Raw genomic sequence first — 20,175 nt, forward strand, 5'->3', positions numbered from 1 at the left:
CGGGTCAAGCTTGATGTACTCAAGACGGTGGCGGCGGAAGTGGCCGGGGGGGGGCAAGAAACGACGGTTCTGTCCTCACGCATGAGATTTTGATTATGAATGAAAGCCTTGCCTCCCTTGAGGTCTACGCCAGGCTAATTGCCACCGGGCTGGGGTTTTTGCTCGGAGCGATGCTTATCGTGTTTTTGCTCTACAAGCTTGTGACTTCCATCATAAAGCCCGAGGGCTTGGCAGCGCGCATGGTTAGCGTAGCGTTTGGCGCCATTTACGTATTGATTATCGTACTGGCTGTCTTGCTAGCCGCTGAGAAGCTGAACTATGACGTATCGGGATTTGCGGGTATCGCGATTCTTCTGGTCATCGTAGGCGCTGTGATCGCGTTTTTCGCCATACTGTTTTTGCCTCGATTACCGTTCGTGATTGGCGACACGGTTTCAATCCGCGGCACTATGGGCGTGGTCGATGGGATTACGACTTACCAGACCATACTCCGTTGTTTTGATGGTCGGTTGGTTTATATCCCCAATATGATGATGGTGGGGTCGGATATCCAAAATTACAGTACGGTGCCGACGCGTCGTGTTGAGGTTAACGTCGACTTACATGTTACGGATGACATCGAGGTAGGCCGACAGCTGATGCTCTCGGCGATTGCTGCGGACGAGCGTGTCTTGTCTGAACCGGCGCCGGCAGTGTTCGTCACGGGTATGGAGTCAGGGATTATCTCGCTGCTGGGGCTTTGCTGGGTTAACAACGCGGATTGGTTTCCAACCCGGGATGCTCTGATCGTTGACATCGCTAAGCGCCTCAATCAAACCGAGGGCGTGCGGCCGGTGGAGCGGGAATTGACGGTTCATCAACGAGCTTAGGGGGCATGTGAATGCCACCCCTGGTGTCTCCTAACAGCCAGGTCGTCCAAAGGATTTTCGTAAGTCAGGGGCCAGCACGCCCAATTGCAGTCCCTGCCAAACCCTAGGGCCTTTCTCGGGTTTCCATGCCACCCAAAACGCCGTAGTCCATATAGCCCATGCGCGTGAGCGGCTCCATGGCGAGGGTGTCCACAAGTCCTTCTTTGATAAAGCGGTCATCGATATGGACCGCTAGTACCTTTCCCAGAACCAGGCTCCACACTATGCCGTTGTCGTCATTGGGAAGCTCGACAGTCTTTACATATTCGCATTCAAGGTGTGCCCGAGCTTCCAGTACCCGAGGCGCTTTGATGATGTGGCTCTTTGCCTCCGTGAGCCCGGCAAGCTCAAACTCATTCACGTTTGCGGCTACGTGTTTGGATGTGGTGTTGATCTTGTCGATGAGGTCGACTGAGGCAAAGTTGCAGACAAACTCGCCCGTAAGCTCGATGTTGCGCTGAGAGTCCTTTTGCGTAGCACTGGAAAAACCCACGATGGCCGGGTTGGTCGAAAGCAGATTAAAAAAACTGTAGGGCGCGAGATTTGGTATTCCGTTCGCATCTAAAGAGCTAATCCAGCCGATGGGCCGCGGCGCAATCAGCGCCTTTAAAGGATCATGGGGTAATCCGTGATCATTACTTGCGGTTTCAAAGTACATCTCAGTTTCGAGCTCCCTAGGCCATGCTGGCGAGGTCGGCACTCATGGCTTCGAGAGTTTTCGCACGCACCCTCAATTTGTTTGCGGCATATTGCGAGGCGGGCAGCTGCGCCAGGCGTTGTGCGATTTCCGCGCATCGCGCATCCAGCTGGTCTGCGTCCACGACTTCATCGAGAAAGCCCGCCGCCACCGCCTGCTCTGGATTGTAAACCTCGGCCTGCAAAGCAACCCGGGTCAGATGCTCTTTGACGATACGGGATTCGGTGATCGCGATGAGAATTGGCGGTAAGTCCATGCCAATCGCCGTCTCGGGAAGAGTGAGCTTGAAATCGCCTTGAGTGCCCACGCGTGAATCACAGGCCATCACAATAAAAGCGCCCATGGCAACGCAGTGTCCGGTGCAGGCTGCGACTACCGGCAGGGGATACCCAGCCAGGCGGACAAGCAGTTCGAAGCCGCGTTTGACCATGGCCTGTCCCTGCTCCATACCTTTTTTGAATTCGCCAAGATCAAAACCGCCAGAGAACATACCGTCCCGGCCGCGAAGAATTACTGCGCCAGCGCTTTCGCTCTCCGCTCTGTCCAAAGCAGCATTGAGATCATCTAAAAGCTGGTGGCCCACCACGTTGGCCTTGCCATCGTCGAGTTTGAGGATGGCAATGTTGTCCTGCAGGAGATATTCCATGAAATAGTCTTCGTTGATATAGAGAGCTGGCATACTGCCAGCCGCTCGGTTGATCATCAACTCTTCCATTGAGGCTGCAAATCCCTGTGTGAGACGTATTCCGGCGATCAATTTTTTAATCAGAATCGCAGTCTGGAGACGTCAGACCGTTTATTATAGTCACTCGAATCAAGGGTGAGATGCATGCTCATAAAAACGCAAAGTCGCCTAAAGCGAGCCCTCAGTCAGGCGTCCAGCTATGAAGAGTGGATGGCAGCGGCTGAGGATCATGATCGTAGTAAAGGCCTTGATCGCTGGCGGCAAAAAGACTCGACACGCCAGTACGACAACGTATCTATTCGTATTCGTCTTGATGCTCTGCAGAGTCTTAAGGCTAGGCATGATATGCGGGGCTTGTTGTACACCCTCAACGAAGGCATTCACGGAAACATGGGCGGCATGGGTCGCGCCGGACTTTACGGCCATGCGCTTTCGGGAACCAAGACGCTCATCGAAAACTACATCGAAGAAATTGTCGACACGCTCGAAATGCTCGATAACGACAGCAGTGGTGATATAAGCGATGAGGAGAAACTCGATTTCTTTCAGCGCGCGAGTCATTGCTTTGGGCGATCGGCGTTTATGATGAGTGGTTCGGGCTCATTGCTGTTCTTTCACGTGGGGGTCATTCGCGCTCTTGCCGAGGCACAATTGCTGCCGTCCGTGCTCTCCGGATCCAGCGGTGGTGCGATAGTTGGCAGTATTGTGTCAACCCACTCCGAAAAAGAACTGCTTGAATTACTGCAACCCGAGCATTTTATGCAGTATTTGCCAAAAGCCGGTGATGAGCAGTACGCATCGCGACTCGCAGAACTGGAAGCGGCGGTCCAGCAATTTATTCCCGATATCACCTTCCAGCAGGCGTTTGCCAAAACTGGACGAGCAATGAATGTTTCCGTGGCGCCGGCTGAGACGCATCAAACCTCCCGCTTGTTGAACTCCATTACTTCTCCTAGTGTTCTCATGCGCAGCGCGGTAATGGCATCGGCATCTGTCCCGGGAATTTTTCCGCCGGTAACGCTGGAAGCTCTCGATAGTCATGGCGAACGAAAGTATTACCTTGCTTCCCGCAAGTGGGTGGATGGATCTGTGAGTGATGACCTGCCTGCCAAGCGCCTGGCGCGTCTTTATGGCGTCAATCACTTCGTAGTCAGTCAAACAAATCCCCACGTATTGCCTTTTGTCACTGATGGACACAGGAAGCAAAGCGCCAGAGGCATCATTACTGAAGCGGGGCGTCGGTCAGCGCGGGAGTGGTTTAATGCAGTCACACTACTTGCAGAGCGGCTTGATCGAAAAGGCGGGGTGATTTCGCAGCGCGCAAGCGTGATGCGGTCGATTATTAATCAGGACTATGTGGGGGATATCAATATTCTGCCGGACTACAAATTCCAAAATCCCCTGAAGCTGCTGACCTTCCCCGGAGAAAAAAAGTTGCGACAACTCATCGACTCCGGCGAGCGATGTACCTGGCCCAAGTTGGAAATGATTCGCTTGCAAACGCGTATCAGCCGTAAGCTGGATACTATTTTGGCGCAGACTACGGCGGTGAAGCACTAAAGATTTTGGAGTCTTGCATTGCGAACCAGTAAACAAACTACTCGATAACATAGGAAGAACGTCATGGCAGTGGGTGTAATTGCGACATTAAAGATTCAAGAAGGGAAAAATGCGGATTTTGAGCAGGCATTTCTGGGCCTTGCTGCGAAAGTGAAAGCGAACGAAGCGGGGTGCAACTTCTACGAGTTGCACGTGAGTAAGACGGATCCTCAGGAGTACAAAGTACTGGAGCAGTACGCCAGTGCGGAGGATTTAGCAGCACATGGTCAAACGGATTACTTTAAGGAAGCCAATATGGAGATGGCCACACTCGTTGCTGCCGCCCCTCATGTTGAGGTTCTGGACGCCGTTGAGTAGAGCCTGGCTGCGCTAATCGGCGCTTGCCACACCTATGACGCACCCGGCGTACAAAGCTTTACTCCTTGCGGTGCTAAGCGCCGCAAGCGCTACAGTTTTCTCCGACCAGCCTCTCTATGAGATCGGTAGACCGGCTAGCCCGGCTGCCATTCAAGCCTGGGATATAGATGTGAGGCCCGACGGGCTCGGTTTACCGGAAGGTCGTGGAAGTGCCCGGGAGGGCGCGTCTCTCTATCAGGCGCAGTGTGAGAGTTGTCACGGGGTGGGTGGAAGAGGAGGCCCCTTTGGGTCTCTGGTAGGTCGCCTTGCTGGCGATGCGTTTCCTTTCGGAAGTGATCCCACATTGGAAAAGACCATAGGTAACTACTGGCCCTACGCCACCACGGTGTTTGACTACCTGCGCCGCGCGATGCCGTTTGATGCACCGGGGTCACTGGAGGCGGATGAGGTTTACAGTCTGGTTGCTTACCTTCTGGCAGAGAATCGTATTATTAGCCCCGACCTGGAACTGACTCAAAGCAACCTGGCTAAAGTACGCATGCCTTCCCGAGACAAGTTTGTCCCGGATGATCGTCGGGGTGGCTATGAAGTGCGCTGAGATGTTGGCGAGAGCTTGGTAGTGGCAAAGCCGACGCTGAATCAACTTTCGAAGAAGTCCTCGCGGCGTCAGTTCCTGGTGGGTGCGGGCGCTGTGAGTACTGCTCTTGCCAGCAGCACCTTTGCGAATGCCCGCTTGCTGGGGACTGATCCTACCGCCATTCAAGGGGGCGCACCGGGACCGCAAGGAACGCGCTCGTCCTTTGAGCAATTGGCGAGAATCCCCGCGCTTAACATTGTATCTCTGACGCCTCTTCAAAAACTGCACGGTACGATCACGCCCTCGGATTTGCACTTTGAGCGTCATCATGCGGGGATCCCCGAGATTGACCCCCAGGAGCACAAGCTCATGCTGCACGGCATGGTTGAGCGGCCACTGGTCTTTTCGCTGGCGGAATTGAAGCGTTTCCCTGCGATGACGCGGACCTGTTTTATTGAGTGTTCCGGGAACCTTAATTTACGTGCTACGGAGAAATCCACACCCCAGATGCTTTGCGGTCTAACCAGCCAGAGTGAATGGACCGGTGTTTCTTTGCGCACGCTATTGCGTGAGGCTGGTGTTAAAGAGGGGGCGAGTTGGTGTCTGGCCGAAGGCTCAGACGCCGCGGTCATGGCGAGAAGTATTCCGCTAGACAAGCTTCTGGATGATGCCATGGTGGCTTATGCGCAAAACGGCGAGGCCCTGCGACCGGCACAAGGCTATCCCATGCGTTTGCTACTACCCGGCTGGGAGGGCAACACGAACGTTAAATGGCTGCGTCGTCTTGAGTTATCCGACGCGCCCTTCATGACGCGAGAAGAGACCTCAAAGTACACCGACCCCCTAAAAGGCGGAATTGCCCGGCAGTTTAGCGTAGTGATGGATGCGCGTTCGGTGATTACCACGCCTAGCTATCCGGGGCAGTTACAGCCGGGGTGGTCCGAGATAAGAGGCATTGCGTGGAGCGGTCGCGGTAAGATTGCTGCGGTCGATGTAAGCACCGATGCAGGTGTTACCTGGACTCGGGCGTCGCTACAGGGCCCTGTGCAGCCTAAGGCGCACACCCGCTTTGGCCTGCCCTGGAAGTGGGACGGAAAACCCACAGAGATTGCCAGCCGCGCCATTGATGAGACGGGTTATGTGCAGCCCACGCGACGGCAGATTATCGATGCTCGGGGGCCGGGTAATCAGGTGTATCACCTAAATCCCATCATGCATTGGATAATTGAGGCTGACGGCAGGGTGCTCTACAAAGCTGAGCCTTGGGCGTAGTCGCGCCCGAGTAGCGGGCCTGAGCAATTGTTGGGTGTCATCGCGGTTAAGCGACCAGCAAAGCGTTTGAATCCAAACCATAAGAAAATAAGAGATTAGCTATGACTTCACTGTCCCAGTTTTTTCAGCTTCACAGGTACAAGTCCCTGGTGCTCGCGGCGACAGCTATCGCTTTTACAGCGCTGCTGCTCCTTCCAGCACCGAGCATGGCGCAGACGGAATTGCCCTCAGCCGAGAGTACAGATCCGCGATTGCTGGGTTGGATGACGGGCGTGCCGCCAGAGAGTGCCAAGTTAGTGCGTCACGGTGATCTGAGTTTCTATCGCTTTCCACAGACACGGTGGACCTTTTCACACTTTCGGGAGCTCATGCCGACCAAGCGAATCTGGCGGGGCGCTGGCCCTGTCGTGCCACTTTCCTCCAAGTTCGATAGCGCGATAGATGATGTCGAGTTTGTGCCCATGAACCGCGAGTCTCCAATGGACTGGGCGGAGATGCTGGCAGCGACTTATGCCGACGGGGCGCTTGTGCTCCATCGTGGCGAGGTGGTCTACGAAAAGTATTTTGCAGCGGGCTCGCGGCATACACCGCATATGTCGTTCTCTATGACCAAATCCTACTACGGCACTGTAGCCGCGATGCTCGTTGAAGAGGGTGCGTTGGATGCGGGCAAACCCGTTAGCGACTACATTCCCGAGCTCGCCGACAGCGGCTTTGGCAGTGCCACGGTTCGCCAGATCATGGACATGACCACGGCCATTGATTACTCCGAGGACTACACCGACCCCAATGCACACGTCTTTGACTTTGCGCGGGCGGGCGGAATTTTCCCCAAGGGTGATTACGATGGCCCTGAGGGTTTCTACGCCTATGTCGCAACGCTGCAAAAAGAAGGCGAGCATGGGCAGGCTTTTAGTTATCGTTCAGTGAACACCGAAGTCCTGGGATGGTTGATTGCCCGCGTAACAGGATCCAATGCTGTGGACGTTGTTCAGGAGCGAATTTGGGGTCGACTGGGTGCCGAAGAAGACGCCTACATCCTTATCGATACTCTGGGCACAGGTTGGGCAGCAGGAGGTTTAAACGCGACACTGCGTGATCATGGCCGCTTCGGCGAGATGATGCGTCGCAACGGACAGTGGAATGGCCAGCAGATTGTTCCGCCCGCTGTGATTGAGGATATCCGAAACGGAGGCGACCCGGATAAGTTTGCCAAAGCGTCCTATGCCACGCTGCCGGGCTTTAGTTACCGTAATCAGTGGTGGATCCATCATAACCCGAATGGGGCTTTTAGTGCGCGAGGCGTTCACGGCCAGACTATTTACATCGATCCCACGGCGGAGATGGTCATTGTGAGGCTTGCCTCCCACCCTTTAGCGGCAAATGCGAATTACGATGATGTGTCATTGCCCGCTTATCAGGCGGTCGCCGATTACCTGATGAAGCGACAGTGACGTTGCGGACAGGAGGTTTGCTATGAGTAGTGGTTTCGAATTTAGCCAGGTAGATGTCTTTTCCGATGAGCGTTATCGAGGCAATCCGGTAGCTGTTGTCCACGGGGCAGACTCGCTGACGAGCGAGGACATGGCTTGCTTTGCGCGCTGGACCAACCTATCCGAAACCACGTTTTTGCTTTCTCCAAGCACGACTGATGCGGATTACCGTTTGAGGATTTTCACACCCGGTGGTGAGCTGCCCTTTGCAGGACATCCCACACTGGGGAGCTGTCATGCCTGGCTGGAGGCGGGTGGGGCGTCCAGAGATGAGGTGATGGTGGTACAAGAGTGCGAAGCTGGACTTGTGCGCATTCGCAGGACTACTGAGGGACTGTCCTTTGCTGCGCCGCCCGTATTGCGCTCGGGTGCTTTGGAGCCCGGTTTGTTGCAAGAACTTATGGCAGCCCTAAATTTGCCGGAAGAAGCCCTGCTCGCACATCAATGGGTGGACAACGGCCCCGGCTGGTGTGCACTGCTGCTCGATTCAGCACAACGGGTGCTGGATGTTGTGCCTGACGTGTCGGCATTGGGTGAAACCTGTCTGGGATTGGTGGGCGCCTATCCCACAAATAGCCCGGCGGATTTCGAGGTTCGCGCCTTTGTACCCTCTTTAGGCGTGCCAGAAGACCCCGTCACGGGGAGTCTCAATGCGAGTATCGCGCAGTGGCTTATTGGGGAAGGGCGCGCGCCAGATAGCTACATCGCATCACAGGGGACGGTGATCGGTCGATCTGGGCGAATTCAGATCTGCCGTGAAGGCGAAACGGTATGGGTAGGGGGAGCCACGAAGACCTGTATTCGCGGGGTTGCAACTTTTTAGCTGGAAACTTAAAAATCTATCGTTCGACGTGTCTAGTGGAGTTTTTCCTGCATATTGGCATCTGAAGCCACGCTCTATTGGGATATTTGATGCTCAAATAGACAGGAAAATCGATAATTTTACCCACCATACGACTTTGAATCGTATCGGGGATAGTGTTTACTAGCGCTAAGTCCCCGCAAGACACTTCAGATACTAACCAAACTCAGCGATATGAGTGGTTAGCGCTTTATATCCCTAGGGAGGGGTTTGTTTAATGAGGAAGTATTGTCAAAAGAGTCGTTCCGTACTCAGTCTCAGTGTTGCCGCAGCGGTAGCGTCGCTAACCGCAGCCACGTCTAGCAGCGTTTTCGCGCAACAAAGTGAGGATATTCAACTCGAAGAGGTCGTCGTCACCGGATCGCGTATTGCTGGTGACCCCAATGCCACCGGGTCCCAGCCTGTTCAAAGCCTGAACGCAGAGGATATTGCTATCTCGGGCGAGTTTTCGATCTCCGATCTTGTTAATGATATCCCAGCTCTGTTTTCGTCATCGACATCGGAAAACTCTATCGACGGTAACAATGCTGATGACGACGGCGCTAACATTCTCAACCTTCGCGGTTTGGGTGCAGCGAGAACGCTGGTGCTTGTAGACGGGCGACGTCACGTGGCCGGTTCTGCAGGAACTCAGGCGGTTGACGTAGGCTCCATCCCTATGCAGCTTATTGAACGTGTCGAAGTACTGACCGGGGGTGCATCTGCTGTTTACGGCGCAGATGCGGTGACCGGGGTAGTGAACTTTGTACTCAAAGATGATTACGAAGGCTTTGACGTAGATCTAATGTCGGGTATTTCCGGTGAAGGTGACGCTAACCAGACAAGCGTCTCAGCTATCTGGGGTAATAATTTCAGCAATGGTCGTGGCAACATTGCCGTGGCTGTGGACTACCGTACTGACGAAGGACTGGAGGCAGGTGAGCGAGGCGCCGATGGTGTTCTTATTGGCTCCGGTCGCGATTGGGTTAACCCAGACCTGCGTTTTCAACAAGGTGATATCTCCGGTGACACACCGAACTTTGCGCAGTACTTCAATTATGCCAATACCGGTCTGACGGATTTTGGTCTGCCTATTCCGTCGCAGGAACAGTTTATCGCTGACTATCAGTCTGAGTTCGGCATGGCGCCGGCGATCACCGCTGCTGAAGAGGCGCTCTTCTCGCAAGCAGCGAATGCGCCACAGCGTGCTGTTGAAGTGGGCCGAACATTCCCGTTTACGTCGGGTTATGGCTACATCATTCCTGGCAATCCTTATTCCTTTGGTGGATTTGACCCAGCAGTCGATATCGACCTTGACGGCAATGGTCGTGGCGACTGCCTGGACTCCTTCACAGGCTACAACTCGTCCTTTGGTGCAGCGTCGTTTGGTGTTGTAGGCGGTTGCTGGAATGTAGGCGCAGACGGGAGTTACGCCCCGGTGCAGGATGGGCGTGTGGCAGGTAACTTTCAGGGTTTTGGTGGTGACTCTTTTAACACCATTCAACAGCCACGAGGCTACATCATTACGCCAGAAGACAAAGCGACCATTAACCTTATTGGCCACTTTGATGTTAATGAGCGCATGACAGCTTTCGGCGAGGTCAAGTATTCCTGGCAGGAAAACGAAAACGTAGAAGCCCCGACGTCCTATTGGGATCTATTGTTTGGCGATAAGGATAATCCATTCTTGCCAGCGTTTATCCAGCCTCTCGCGCAGGAACTTGGTGGTGTCGCTATCACCGTCGACCCCATTGGTCTTGGCCCCAGCACGCGTACGACCGAACGTGAAACCTATCGTATAGTCGGTGGGCTCGAGGGGTCCTTTGCTAACGGCTGGACTTACGAGGTTTCTGCAAACTACGGGCGCTTCGAGCAACGCATCGAAAGGTCTAACGAAGTGATTTTCGATCGATACCTTGCAGCGATTGATGCGGTTACTGACGAGGGCTCGGGAGAGGCTACTTGTCGCTCATCCGTTGATCCGACTGCGCCGCTTACGACCACACCCTTTGATATCCCCGTTGTGGATCCAGGATATTTCTCTTTTACGCCGGGTGATGGTCAGTGTGTTCCGCTGAATATCTGGGCGGGTCAAACGGGTATTACACCCGAGGCGGTGGATTTTGTAACACGCTCGACAACGACTCAGACCACGATTGAGCAGACAGTTTTCTCTGGCTTTATCGCTGGTGATACAGAGGATTGGTTCTCTCTGCCTGCTGGTCCTATCGCATTTGCAACAGGTCTTGAATATCGTAAAGAAGAATCTGCCCTTGAGTGGGATTCCTATGCAAGAGGGGTTTTGCCTGCGGGTTCACCATTCGGAGAAGGCACTAATATCAGCGATGTGAGTGACAATGCGCAGTTGCTCTTCCAGCCTAGCCTGGCGAACATCAACGAGACTGGTGACTACGATGCCACGGACATATTCCTCGAAGTTAGCGTGCCCTTGTTAGAAGGTGCTCCTTTTGCTGAATCTCTCGTTATTGATGCCGCAGTGCGTGGTTCTGACTACAGCACCATTGGCGAGGCATTTACCTGGAAGACGGGTCTAAGCTGGGCGCCGGTAGAAGATATTCGATTCCGAGCAACCTTCGCCGAGGCGGTGCGGGCGCCTAATATCAATGAACTGTTCGCGCCAACGACAGGCACGACGTTTCGACCTAACGATCCTTGTGATGCCGCTCAGCTAACAGCTATTGCTGGAGAAGATCCGGCGCTGGCAGCTCAGATTCAGGCGAACTGCGTTGCGGACTTCAGTGCTATTGGCTTGAATCCTGTCGATGGATCAGGAAACTACACCTTCGCTGACCCACTTTCAGCGGCCTTCCCCGGTACCGAAGGGGGTAACGACCAGTTGCAGGAAGAGACAGCTGAGACCCTGACTGTTGGCTTGGTGTTCCAGCCCACTTTCCTTGAAGGTCTGACGGTGAGCGTGGACTATTGGCAGATCGAGATTGAGGATGCTATCGAAGCTGTATCTGCTCAGGATATTGTCGATGCCTGCTATCGCGGCTCCACTTTGAATGAGGCTTTCTGCGGATCTTTTACGCGAAACGGTGATTCTGGCTCGGCACAGTTCGGTGGATTTAATTTCCTTGAGCAGTCCTTGGTGAACTTCGCTGCGCTGGAGTCCGACGGTATCGACTTCTCAGCAGGCTATGACTTCTCCATTGGTGAGCATGGCTTTGGAGTGACGGTCGCGGGAACCTACGTGAATGAGCTCAATCGCTTTTCGGACCCGCTGGATTCCTCAGTGGTTGACGTAGAGCTGGGAGAGATCAACCGACCAGAGCTCGCAGGTAACATCTTCCTCAACTGGTACTGGAAAGATCTGCAGGTACAGTGGCAGACGCAGTATCAGGACGAGCAGCTGTATGCTTACCTCGAGATTGAAACTGCCGAGACACTGTATGGTCCTTCAGTTGTCCAGGATGAGTTCTGGCAGCACGACATCGCTGTAACTTATGCCTTCAAAGAAACTATGAGTGTTTACGGTGGTGTTCGTAACGTGACTGATGAAGAGCCCTTCATTACGAACTTCGGCTACCCCGCCAGCCCCCGTGGTCAGTTCTTCTATCTGGGTCTGAATATGAGCTTCGGTGGGTTCTAAACCACTCTAAGCCGCACTAAAGAACAGGCCGCCTGATGAAAATCAGGCGGCCTTTTTTTTGGTTTGGATTGTGGTGTGTGTCTATTGTGAAGTGAAAAGAAAAAGAGACGAGCCTACCGCAACGACCCTAGGAGCCTCTGGAAGCCCTCACTAGGCCAAGCGGCGATAAACGCGGGTGACGAGCTCTTCCGCAATGAGCATCCCGGCGACCACCGCTATGAACGCCAATACACCGTGCATGGCGCCTGAGAAGTGAATAGCGTCCCCCAGCACACGATCAACGGCACCGAGCATGACAAACTTTGATCCAAACAGGATAAGCCATGCGCTGAAGAACTTCAGGAATGTCCAAAGAGATCCGCTGTGTGTGTCGAACCAACTCCCCACGCGATGTTCCAGCGCTAAAGTGGCTTGCAGGAGTAGTTGCAGTAGGATGGCTGCTATCAGCGAAGTGCTAAAGCTATCTATCGAAACGCGGTGCCAGTACTCGGCAAAGAGGTTGATGACCACGAGGTCAGCGAGGAGCGCAATGAGGTAGCGTGTCAGCAATCGCTGACGAGTCGTTGGGACTTCAGCCGTGGCCGCAACGATGTGGTGGTGAGTTTTAATGATTTGGCCCCTCGGTAGTTAGCGTTAATCGGGATGCTTCGACCGATGTTCTAAAGATGATCATCGCTTGGCTACTTTGTTAGTTCATAAAGAGATTTGCCGCTAGCACCGCGATAGGAAACCCGATGAGCGTGCGCATAACAAAGATGCCCAGCAGAGTAAGCACGTTGATCTTTAAGGCGCTGCGCAGCAGCAGTGACCCTACCTCAGAAAGATAAATGAGTTGGGTGAGAGACACCGCCGCGATCACAAATCGGGTGAGTTCGCTTTCGACTCCCTGACCGATGGCCGCAGGTAAGAACATGTCCAAAAAACCGACCATGAATGTGGGTGCAGCGGCATCGGCATCGGGTAAACCGAACCACTGTAAAACGGGAATCAGTGGTGCCGAGAGTATTTGCATGACCGGCGTGAACTCGGCCACAGCCAGTCCTAAAGTACCTATGAGTATCACTAGCGGCACAAGGCCCATCCAGATATCCATTACGTGCTTAGCCGACGTTGCCAGGTATTGTTTCAGGTCGGGGCCCGTGGCAGCCCGAGTCTTTGCAGCTACGAGTGCTTTGCTTAACAGGCCGAGCTTGTCGCTGTCCTCGCTTTGAACATCTAACGGGGGCTTATCCTGCGGAAGCGGTTGAATGCCCCGCAGTGGTGGCAGGCGAGGCAATAAGACTGCACAACACAGTCCGATACTTACGATCGTGGCATAGACAGAAAAGAAGTGTTCGCGAAGCCCAATGAATTCAATAACAAAGAGGCAAAAAGGCAGGCTGGTTATAGAAAAGTTGGTCGCAATGACGATGGCTTCGCGGCGTGAGTAGAAGCCCTGTTCGTATTGGCTGATAGTAATGAGTACGCCTACGGCTGCGGCTGCGAGCCAGCTGGCCAGAGCATCCACGGCAGCGCGACCGGGGAGGGTAAAAAGCCGTCGAAACAGCGGCTGTAGCAGCGTACCGATAAACTCCATCAAGCCGTAATCCGTGAGCATCGGGAGTAAAAATGACGCACACAGAAAGATAGTGACAATGGTTCCGCCCAAGGAAAACAGCGCAACGGCGCCCGTGTACTCGTTCCAAATGAACTCGGGCCCGAGTTCAAACACAATGAGCCAGGCGCAAATCGTGCCGAGCAGTCTTAGGCTCAGCCAAAACACCGGGACATCAAATACCTGTGTTACGCCATGTTCGCGATAGCGTTCCTGCAGCCGTGGATTAAGGGCTCCGGCAATAGTTAGTAGCGCCGATACGGTGACAATCGATAAGAGGAATGCGGGCATCGCGCCCCCAATGCCCGCTTTGAGGGAGTCCGCAGCGACGCCCAGCAATATGGTCCAGGCACCGTCGTAATAAATGGGGCAAAGGAAAACAGCGGCCCCCAACAGGGAGGGTACAAGGAAGCGACGCAGACTAGCTTCGTCGGAGCCATGCTGGGGTGCTTCATTCATGACGCGATGATCCTCGGGATCCACTAACGCGATAGATCCACCACGGCGCGTCCGCGAACCTTGCCTGCAAGAATATCGGGGGCACGGCCCAGAACCTCACTAAAGGGTAAGTCAAAGGACAGGGCGTCCAGCTTTTGCATATCCAGTTCTTCCGCGAGCCGACGCCACGCTGTAAGCCTGCGCGCCATAGGTGCTTGCACGGAATCAACGCCCTGAAGGCGCACGTTGCGCAGGATAAACGGCATCACGGTGGCAGGTAGGTCTGCGCCCTGCGCGAGGCCACAAGCGGTCACGACCCCATCGTAACGGGTCTGGGCGATAGCATTAGCGAGCGTATGGCTGCCCACACAATCGATTACCCCAGCCCACTGTTCTTTTTGTAGGGGCTTACCCTTTTCTGAAAGCGCTGCGCGGTCGACAACGCCCGCAGCGCCGAGCGACGTCAGAAACTCGGTTTCGCTAACACGACCGGTAGACGCAATGACTTCATAACCCAATCCCGCGAGGAGGCTAATCGCTACGCTGCCAACGCCACCGGCCGCGCCGGTTACCAATATCTGGCCGTCCCCGGAAGCGGGGCCGTTGCTCTGGAGTGCCATGACACTGAGCATCGCGGTGTAGCCCGCTGTGCCAATAGCCATGGCCTGAGCATTGGAGATAGACGATGGAAGCTTGACCAGTAGATCACCGCTTACCCGTGCTCGTTCAGCGTAGCCTCCGTGAAGATACTCCGACGCACCATAGCCATTCATCACTACCCGGTCGCCTGCGGCAAAGTCGGCGTGCTGTGACTCTAAAACGGTGCCGGAATAGTCAATGCCAAGAACCAGGGGGTGTCGCTGCGCTATGGGTGCGGCACCGGTAATGGCTAAACCATCTTTGAAGTTCAGCGTTGAGTACTCGACGGCCACGGTGACGTCACCCGCGTCCAGGTCATCAAGAGTGAGTGTCTCGTAACTGCTGGAGAGTGTGTCGTCTTTGCGTGCGACCAGTGCGTTAAAACTTGCTGACATAGTAAATCCTTAGTGAATGGCTGGGGGGTTCCCCAGGGTTTCTAGCCAGCGGGGAGTGTTGAATGAGCGATCAGTCTCGCCCAGCGCAGCGTGATAATCCCGGGCCAAATCATCAAGGGTTTCCTTAAGGAGTGCGGTGGCTGATGCCGAGCGCTCTGCTGTTGCGCCTGCAAGATCCTCGAGACGAACTCGCTGTCCAGGCTCCAAAATATACAAGCGTATACCAGCAGGGTCCGGGACTTTTGGTGCGAGACGCACGCGCTCCAGATCAAGCTCCACAACCACGACACCGTTGCTGCCGATGACTTCTATCTCTCGCTCATTGCCGTGGATAATCATCCCGGCACCTTCACACAAGCCGAAGCCAAAGCGCTCTTGCTGCGCCGCGCACGCAATAAGCAGGCGACCAAGGCGGTGGCGTCGCACAAAATTTTGATCAATGAGTCCCAGGCGAGTCAGGCCAATTCCCCGCTCGACAACGACGCCGGAAAAACTCGCGTCTTCTGAGCTTCCGTAGCGCCAGGCAGAAACACTGTCGCCTTCGGCAATCATGCGATTGCCCAGGGCCGTGGCGGAGGCAGCCACTGCGACCAATGGCGTGCCGCGCTCGTAAGCCGTAACGATGCTGTGCAACACGGGCGTGGCCTCTGCGCAATGAAGCAAAGCTTCCGTTACGCGGCGTTGATCGCCGCCCGTAAAGAAAAGACTGCCCATGCGCTCTATAGTCTTGAGAAGCGCACGGTCGCGGCTCGCCCGCTCGATATTGTGCAGGGAGATAGGCAGAAGTTCGGCTTGAACATTCTCACTGGCCAGCCAATCGAGATAGCGCTCTGCCATTGCGGTCGGCTCGCCAGAGGCTGTGGAGAGTACGCCAACAGGCTCTCGAAGCTCGCTCAATAGCTTTTGCCGTGCCGCATAGGACCAATCGATGGGTGTACTTCCCAGCATGACCAAACGAGCTTCTGGAGCAGGGTCCGGACGGAGAACCTGTGTGCTTTCACTGAGCGGACAAGCATCCAGAGCGGCGCAATGGATATCCAGATTGAAGTTTATGGCGCTATAACGAATCTCGCCGTTACGCACGGCTCTCAGCGCTCGAGAGCGGCGGGGGCGTCGTTGCACGTGCAGCGTGACCTGGTTCCCGTACTGCGCGTCAAAGGCGCTGGAGCTGTCTTTGCTGTAGAACGCCGGGTCGCACTCCACAAGGCGCAGTATCAGATCATGAAGTCCATAGCTGGCGAAGGCGTTTCTACGCACGGGTGCCGGCGAGCGATAAGAGGCTCGTCCAACCCGGGTACGTCGCTTGTCGGCTGCGGGAATAGGCTTGCCCCGCTGCAAGTCGATGGCGTCTCCATCATCCAGGTATGAAACGCGGGCGTTACGCACGCTAAACTCCGAGTCCTCGAAGCTGGCTTTGCGCAGGTCTATAAACAGTATCCCGGTCTCGCCAACCACTTCACCGCGAGAGCCCTGCACGATGAGCGCACTGTTTTCATCGATGCCGAAAGCGAGTGCTTCACCCGACAGTTGTGCGGCTTTGATAAGCCTGCCCACTCGTCCACGCTGGAGGAAGTGTTGATCGACCATCCCCCAGGTAAAAAAGCCCAGACCCTCGCCGAGGCGAAACGCATCGAAGTCCTCCGCGCCATTGTCACGGAGATCCACGCCGCGACTGATAGCGTTGAGCGAGGTCCCCCCCAGGATCATGGGGCCTGACATGATTGCCGCGCCGGCCGAGCTTCCGGCGATCAGGCCGCCACTAAAATAAAGATCGCGAATCGCCTTTAATGCCGGTGTTTCATTACCCTGCTGAACTAAGGTTCCCACAATGCGTGACTGATCCCCGCCCGTGAAAAATACGCTGCCAAACGCCTCCAGCCTTTCGATTAAGCGTAGATCGAAGGCAGATTCCTCGCGGTTTTCGTAGAAAATGGGTACGAGCTCAGCATAGAAACCCTGGGCACGGAATTCTTCGACGGTTTCTGCGCCCACCTCCTCGGGATAGCCAGAAGCCATGGAACATACGGCAATTCGACCGTCGCACCGCTCGAGGAGCGCTTTAAACAGCGCCGTGTTGTCTGCCTCAAATCGCCCGCCAATGAGAGCCAGTGAGCCTAAGGCCTGGCGATCACTCTGGTTAGTTTTTTGTATAGATTCAGGCGTCAATGTGCGTCCCGGAGCTGGGCAGTCGAAAGTTTGAAAGTACGGGCGACATTATCACTAAAGTGTCGTGAATAAGCGACCATCCACCGCTTTCAAGCCGTGTCTTTCGCGGGTAGAGTAGAGGAGTCCCAGATCGGTTCGGAGTTATCCCATGCAGTTCCTCGATACCAGCGTGTACCGTGGCCCCAATGTCTATGCGCTTTTTCCGGTAATCCGGCATACGGTAGATCTTGGCGTGCTTGAAGAATGGCCCACAGGGCGTCTGGGTAAGGGTTTTGTAGACGATCTGGTGGCTGCGCTTCCCGGTCTGGCAGACCATGGCTGTTCCTATCGCGAACCCGGCGGTTTGATCCGGCGCATGTTGGAGGATGAGGGGACTTGGCTGGGACACGTTCTTGAACACATGGTTCTCGAGTTGCAGGGCATCGCCGGCTACGACGTGTCGTTTGGTAAGACGCGATCAACCGACGAAACTGGCGTCTACGACATGGTCTTTGAGTTTGAAGAAGAGTTTGCCGGTATTCAGGCCGGCGAGCTTGGCCTGGACCTGTTGCACTCGCTTTTACCCAAGGAATTGCGACCTTCAGGGGCCCCGGACGATTTTGATTTTGCGGCAGAGCGGGATCAGTTTATTCGGGCCTGTCAGTCGCGCTCTCTCGGCCCAAGTACCCACTCGCTGGTTAAAGAAGCAGAGGCGCGGGATGTTCCGTGGATACGCCTGAACGAACACAGTCTGATCCAGCTGGGACATGGTCGTTATCAGCAGCGATTGCAGGCGACGATCACCAGTGCCACACCGCACATTGCGGTGGAGCTGGCTTCGGAGAAGGATGAGACCAATCGTATTCTAGGCGACCTGGGCTTACCTGTGCCGCGACAGGCACTGGTCTATCGTTTGCGTCGCGCCATAGCGGCCGCGGAGCGCATTGGCTATCCCGTGGTACTCAAGCCCCTGAATGCCAACCATGGGCGGGGAGTGACCACCGATATTCAAAACGAGGAACAAGTCGAAAAAGCCTACGACAAAGCCAAGGAGCACAGCGACGGCGTTATCGTTGAAACTTTCCTTCAGGGACTGGATCACCGACTCCTGGTTGTTGGTGGTCAATTGGTGGCGGCCGCCAAGCGCGTCCCCGCACACGTGGTGGGCGATGGCAGCTCAACGGTAGAAGAACTGGTTGCCAAGGTAAACGAGGACCCTCTGCGCGGCGTGGGACACGAAAAAGTGCTTACACGAATCTCTCTGGATGCCGCTGCTGAACGTATGCTGAACCAATCGGGCATGAGTAGCGATAGCGTCCCGGGCGAGGGCGATATCGTATACCTGCAACCCACCGCGAATTTGAGTACGGGTGGCACCTCCGTGGATGTTACGGATGTGATTCACCCGGATAACAAGAGTATGGCCGAGCGGGCCATTCTTGCTCTTGGTTTGGATGTGGGTGGTGTGGACTTCATTACCACGGACATCACTCGCTCTTACGGAGAAGTTGGTGGTGGCATCTGCGAGTGCAACGCGGCGCCAGGATTTCGGATGCACGTTGCGCCCTCAGAGGGCGAGCCTCGAAACGTGGCAGGCCCTGTTATCGATATGTTGTTCCCCGAGGGCAGTCCATCGTCCATTCCCATCGCAGCGATTACCGGTACCAACGGAAAGACCACCACCTCAAGAATGCTGGCGCACATTCTGAAAATGTCCGGCTTAACTGTGGGGCAAACAAGCACCGATGGTGTCTACATCGACGGTCGTCTGACGGTAGCGGGGGACATGACAGGTCCAACGGCTGCTCAGATCGTTCTGCGCGACCCCTCAGTAAATGCAGCGGTGATGGAGACAGCTCGTGGCGGCATTTTGCGTAGCGGCCTCGGTTACCAACGTTCCAACGTGTCAGCCTGTTTGAACATTGCTGCCGATCACCTGGGTCTCAAAGGTGTCGATACCCTGGAAGACCTCGCTGAAGTGAAGCGCGTTGTGGTGGAAGTCGCTCGTGACGCCGCGGTACTCAATGCCGACGATGTTCACTGTCTGCAAATGGCCGATCATTGCACGGCAGAAAAGCTCTGCTATGTCACTATGAATCGCTCCCACCCATTGGTGCGCGAGCACATCAAGGCCGGTGGTACCGCCCTGGTTCTCGAGCAGGGAATCAATGGTGGAATGATCACGCTCTACGATGAGCAGGGCCACAATATCCCGCTGCTGTGGACTCATTTGATTCCGGCGACGCTGGAGGGTCGAGCCTTACACAATGTGCAAAATGCCATGTTCGCCGCGGCGCTGGCATATCACATGAATGTTGATCTGGAGAATATTCGACAGGGGCTGCGCACCTTCGATAGCACCTTCTTTCAGTCTCCTGGTCGTTTAAACGTTTATGACAAGCATCCCTTTAAGGTGATTTTGGATTACGCCCACAACCCTGCGGCTGTGAAGATGGTCTGTGATGTGGTGGATCGCTACGAAATTGGTGGACGCAAAATTGTCGTGCTCACCATGCCTGGGGATCGTCGTGATGAGGATATCGTCGAAGTAGCGGGTATTGCCGCGGGTCACTTTGATCATTATATCTGCCGCCGTGATGACAATTTGCGCGGACGAGAGCCCGGAGAAGTGCCGGGCTTACTCAAACGCGGCCTTCTGGACGGCGGCGTTTCCGAAGACAAAATTCAGATTATTGAAAGTGAAGAAGAGGCTAACCAGGCAGCCCTGGATATGGCTAGAGGAGGAGATCTTCTACTGATTCTTGCGGATCATGTGACTCGTTCCTGGAAGCAAATTATTTACTTCCAGCCTGGGGAGGATGTGGTCAGCGAGCAAGGTGATCGTCCTGCTATAGAGGTGCCTGAGGAGTTCGAGGGTAGTTTCTCCTTTTCTGATGATGTGGAGTTGATTCGTGACGAGCGGGGCGTGCGGATCGCCCGGGAGAGCGACGACTAGTACTG

At 54.9% G+C, this 20,175-nt stretch carries 15 protein-coding genes; 9 read left to right on the forward strand and 6 right to left on the reverse strand.

What is annotated here, in order from left to right:
• Positions 1-95: 95 nt before the first annotated feature.
• Positions 96-869 (forward strand): mechanosensitive ion channel family protein, encoded by a 774-nt coding sequence (locus ACTG39_RS02965; RefSeq protein WP_439106035.1) that lies wholly within the window; start codon positions 96-98, stop codon positions 867-869.
• Positions 870-972: 103 nt separating this feature from the next.
• On the opposite strand, the gene ACTG39_RS02970 is transcribed toward ACTG39_RS02965, so the two are convergent.
• Together ACTG39_RS02970 and ACTG39_RS02975 are read right to left on the reverse strand one after the other, a co-directional pair.
• Positions 973-1,566 (reverse strand): flavin reductase family protein, encoded by a 594-nt coding sequence (locus tag ACTG39_RS02970; RefSeq protein WP_439106036.1) that lies wholly within the window; start codon positions 1,564-1,566, stop codon positions 973-975.
• Positions 1,567-1,582: 16 nt separating this feature from the next.
• Positions 1,583-2,308: a crotonase/enoyl-CoA hydratase family protein gene (locus ACTG39_RS02975; protein WP_439106037.1), complete on the reverse strand. Its 726-nt coding sequence runs from the start codon at positions 2,306-2,308 to the stop codon at positions 1,583-1,585.
• A gap of 126 nt (positions 2,309-2,434) precedes the next feature.
• On the opposite strand from ACTG39_RS02975, the gene ACTG39_RS02980 reads away from it, so the two are divergent.
• The 7 genes from ACTG39_RS02980 to ACTG39_RS03010 all read left to right on the forward strand — a co-directional run bounded on the left by ACTG39_RS02980 (position 2,435) and on the right by ACTG39_RS03010 (position 12,003).
• A complete protein-coding gene (locus ACTG39_RS02980) occupies positions 2,435-3,850 on the forward strand; it encodes a DUF3336 domain-containing protein (protein WP_439106038.1) in 1,416 nt (471 codons plus the stop codon).
• Between the two features lie 63 nt (positions 3,851-3,913).
• Positions 3,914-4,207: a putative quinol monooxygenase gene (locus tag ACTG39_RS02985; protein ID WP_439106039.1), complete on the forward strand. Its 294-nt coding sequence runs from the start codon at positions 3,914-3,916 to the stop codon at positions 4,205-4,207.
• A gap of 34 nt (positions 4,208-4,241) precedes the next feature.
• Positions 4,242-4,805, forward strand: a complete 564-nt coding sequence (locus ACTG39_RS02990) for a c-type cytochrome (protein WP_439106040.1) — start codon at positions 4,242-4,244, stop codon at positions 4,803-4,805.
• Positions 4,806-4,826: 21 nt separating this feature from the next.
• A complete protein-coding gene (gene soxC / locus ACTG39_RS02995; RefSeq protein ID WP_439106041.1) occupies positions 4,827-6,056 on the forward strand; it encodes a sulfite dehydrogenase in 1,230 nt (409 codons plus the stop codon).
• A 101-nt stretch (positions 6,057-6,157) separates the two neighbouring features.
• Positions 6,158-7,510, forward strand: a complete 1,353-nt coding sequence (locus ACTG39_RS03000; protein ID WP_439106042.1) for a serine hydrolase domain-containing protein — start codon at positions 6,158-6,160, stop codon at positions 7,508-7,510.
• A gap of 22 nt (positions 7,511-7,532) precedes the next feature.
• Complete coding sequence (locus tag ACTG39_RS03005) at positions 7,533-8,372, forward strand: PhzF family phenazine biosynthesis protein (protein ID WP_439106043.1); 840 nt, start codon at positions 7,533-7,535, stop codon at positions 8,370-8,372.
• Positions 8,373-8,628: 256 nt separating this feature from the next.
• A complete protein-coding gene (locus tag ACTG39_RS03010; protein ID WP_439106044.1) occupies positions 8,629-12,003 on the forward strand; it encodes a TonB-dependent receptor domain-containing protein in 3,375 nt (1,124 codons plus the stop codon).
• A 150-nt stretch (positions 12,004-12,153) separates the two neighbouring features.
• On the opposite strand, the gene ACTG39_RS03015 is transcribed toward ACTG39_RS03010, so the two are convergent.
• The 4 genes from ACTG39_RS03015 to ACTG39_RS03030 form a co-directional block, all read right to left on the reverse strand.
• Complete coding sequence (locus ACTG39_RS03015) at positions 12,154-12,552, reverse strand: hypothetical protein (protein ID WP_439106045.1); 399 nt, start codon at positions 12,550-12,552, stop codon at positions 12,154-12,156.
• Between the two features lie 139 nt (positions 12,553-12,691).
• Positions 12,692-14,056 carry a YjiH family protein gene (locus ACTG39_RS03020; RefSeq protein WP_439106046.1) on the reverse strand — a complete coding sequence of 455 codons (1,365 nt, stop codon included), beginning with the start codon at positions 14,054-14,056 and terminating at the stop codon, positions 12,692-12,694.
• 23 nt (positions 14,057-14,079) lie between these two features.
• The gene (gene acuI, locus ACTG39_RS03025; protein ID WP_439106047.1) at positions 14,080-15,069 is read right to left on the reverse strand and encodes an acrylyl-CoA reductase (NADPH); all 990 of its coding nucleotides are present in this window, start codon (positions 15,067-15,069) and stop codon (positions 14,080-14,082) included.
• A 9-nt stretch (positions 15,070-15,078) separates the two neighbouring features.
• Positions 15,079-17,235 carry a cyanophycinase gene (locus ACTG39_RS03030; RefSeq protein ID WP_439106048.1) on the reverse strand — a complete coding sequence of 719 codons (2,157 nt, stop codon included), beginning with the start codon at positions 17,233-17,235 and terminating at the stop codon, positions 15,079-15,081.
• Between the two features lie 148 nt (positions 17,236-17,383).
• Between ACTG39_RS03030 and cphA the strand changes: the two genes are divergently transcribed.
• Positions 17,384-20,170: a cyanophycin synthetase gene (cphA, locus tag ACTG39_RS03035; RefSeq protein ID WP_439106049.1), complete on the forward strand. Its 2,787-nt coding sequence runs from the start codon at positions 17,384-17,386 to the stop codon at positions 20,168-20,170.
• Positions 20,171-20,175 lie beyond the last annotated feature (5 nt).

Origin of the sequence: Congregibacter sp., from assembly GCF_965662665.1 — a bacterium.
GTDB lineage: Bacteria > Pseudomonadota > Gammaproteobacteria > Pseudomonadales > Halieaceae > Congregibacter.